Source organism: Streptomyces sp. MnatMP-M17 (assembly GCF_900091995.1).
Taxonomy (GTDB): Bacteria; Actinomycetota; Actinomycetes; order Streptomycetales; family Streptomycetaceae; genus Streptomyces.
In genome coordinates, this window is sequence record NZ_FMDK01001105.1 from 1 (window position 1) to 2,531 (window position 2,531).

Below are 2,531 nucleotides of genomic sequence, written 5' to 3' on the forward strand. Positions count from 1 at the left end.
CCTCCGCCTGGGCCACGCCCTGCGCAGGGCGCAGTTCCGCGAGCCCGCCCGCACGCGCGTCGCGTCAGCGCTTCCCCCTGGCCGCCTGTCCGGCCGGGACGCCATGCTCGCCACCGCGCAGCGCTCCCTTGGCCACCCCGTGACCGCCCGGCCCTTCCGCGCCACCGTGCGCAAGCACAGCGACGAACCACCGGTGGCCGTCGCGGTCGCGGTCGACGTCTCCGGCTCGATGGGCGCCTACACCGAGATCATCGCCTCCACTTCGTGGATCTTCGCCCACGCAGCCCGGGAAGTGGGTGGCACAGCGGCCACGGTGGCCTTCGGGACGGCGGTCACCCCGATCGTCCGGCCCGGGCAACCACCCACCCAGGTCACCCAGTTCAGCGCCAACGACGGCAACCACCGCTTCACGGAGGCCGCCAACGCCCTCGACGGCGCGCTGGCCCTGTCGCGCCCCGTCGGGGCTCGCGTCCTGGTCATCGTCTCCGACGGTCACTGGGAGCCTGCGGAACGGCGTGGAGGCGGACGCCTCGTCCGCAGGCTCCAGGCCGCAGGCGTGCATGTCCTCTGGTACTGCCTGAACCCGCGTTCCGACGTCCTGCCCGGTGCGCACCGGATCGACATCAGCGAGATCAGCGAGATCCCCGTCACCCTCGGCCGGGTCCTGGTCAACGCGCTGAAGTCTGTGTGACCCCCCGGGGCGGGCCTGCCTCTCGGCCCGCCCCGCTCTTAACCCTTCCTCGCGCAGCGCCCGTTCAGCGAAAGGAGTGCCCTTGCGCATCAGCCTGCCCTTCTGCAAGTTCTGCCGCCGCGCCATGGTGAGCCCGTGCTCTCCCGGGCAGAGCCACCCGTACTTCGATCTCGCCCCCGGTGAGGCGCCGCCCCCGTGTACGCCCGGACACCGGCACGAAATGGTCATCTGGGCTCGCGTCAGGGAAGAAGATGCCGGACTCGACCTCCCCTGAACCGCCAGGCGGTACGAGGGATCACCCTGACGCCGAATCCTGCATGCCCGGCCCGGCCATATGGGGCGGATTCCGGAAGGGCGACATCGTCGCCGTCCAGGACCGCCGTGGCGAATGGGAGCTGATGAGCCATACCCCGGCACCAGGGGTGTGGCACATCGAAGCCGCCCGACCGAAGGACCGTACGCCGGCCGAGGCCCATACGGACGCGCTCCGGGCCCTGGCCGACGCTCCGCAGGTGCACCGCGGCGACCTCGTCGTGCAGAACTTCCCCGAACAGGTCCTAGCCGGCACGGTCGGCCACGTGTACCGGCTCGGCCGCTGGGTGGCGGAGGCCACCCGCACGGAAGCAGACGGGCACACCTGGGGACTCGTCGACGATGTGGAACGGCTGGTCGTGGTCACCCGCGAGCAGCTCGATGCGGCCGCTCAGCTCGACGTCGAGGCCGGCGCCCACCGAGGCCGGATCATCCAGGCCGTCGTGACCCGCCACGCGGGCAAGTTCCGTGTCACCTGCCGCTGTTCGCCCACCATCGACCTCTGCCGCGCTGGACGCGCAACCGCGTGGTGCAGCAGCGTCGAGGCCGCCTGGGCCCTGTGGGACTGGCACACCACCGGTGAGGCAGGTCCGGCGCCGGCCGACTTCGCCTCCCCCGAAACGACGGCGTGACCGGATCCGTACTCAGCGGCGCCCGAAACGAGATCCGGCAGCTCGTCGTCGAGAGTTGACAACCCCCTCCCCTCAAGGTATGTTTTATGTGTCATCCGGTGCGGGTGACGGCCCGGACCTCACGCCAAGTTGAGACCTCCGGCCTCCCCTGCACCGGGCGGACGAAAATGCCATGTGCCCGCGACATCACGGTTGATACCGTCAGGTCTCGCGGGGCGGCTCCGCAGCGTGCTTCCTTCTCAACCTCTTGGAATAGACACCAGCGCGCGCACTTCCCGCCCCGCTTTTCCATGCCCGATCCGCCGCGGGCGCCTCGTCAGGACAGCGCCGGCCGCTCGATCCCGGCGACGCCACACCGACCCCGGCCCGACGCCGGAAAGAACTCAGGGGGAACACCACCACATGACGACCACGGCGACCACCATCACCGCGAGCAGCCAGCGCAGCCTGGACGCGGTACTGCTCCAGCGCCGCGGCTCCGTCTACCTCCCCGACTCCGCATCGTCGACCACCCCCGACGTACTTGCCGGCGTCACCCTGCTGGAAAGCGACCTCATCGACCGCGGCTACCTCATCTCCGCGTCGCTACGCGAAGCCCTGGCCGCCCTCGCCTCGCCGGCACTCGCGACGTCGGGCGCTGCGCTGCTGGCACATCTCGACGCCGACCTCGGCGCCGACCGCGACCACACCCCCCTCTTCCGCCGCTTCCCGCAGTCCGTCCCAGCCGACACCCTCGCCTTCTGGACCGACCGCGTCCTGGCGGTGCTCCTCCAGGCCCCGGAGCAGCCCTGCGTCCTGTGCGGTACCCACGGCAGCGTCCACCCCGTCTCGCCGTGCGCGCACCTGGTGTGCCGCACCTGCTTCGACGGCGCCGACTTCTCTGCCTGCCCGATCTG

3 protein-coding genes are annotated in these 2,531 nt (G+C 71.0%); all 3 read left to right on the forward strand.

From position 1 onward, the window contains the following. Window positions 1–691, forward strand: a 691-nt coding sequence (locus GA0115259_RS36530) for a VWA domain-containing protein (protein WP_141716854.1), incomplete at its 5' end; no start/stop codon positions are given. A 317-nt stretch (window positions 692–1,008) separates the two neighbouring features. Further along, window positions 1,009–1,635, forward strand: coding sequence for a hypothetical protein (locus tag GA0115259_RS36535; protein WP_093604780.1), 627 nt, complete (start codon window positions 1,009–1,011; stop codon window positions 1,633–1,635). Between the two features lie 402 nt (window positions 1,636–2,037). Continuing rightward, on the forward strand, window positions 2,038–2,531 hold a 494-nt coding region (locus tag GA0115259_RS36540), incomplete at its 3' end, for an RING finger family 4 domain-containing protein (protein WP_305129848.1).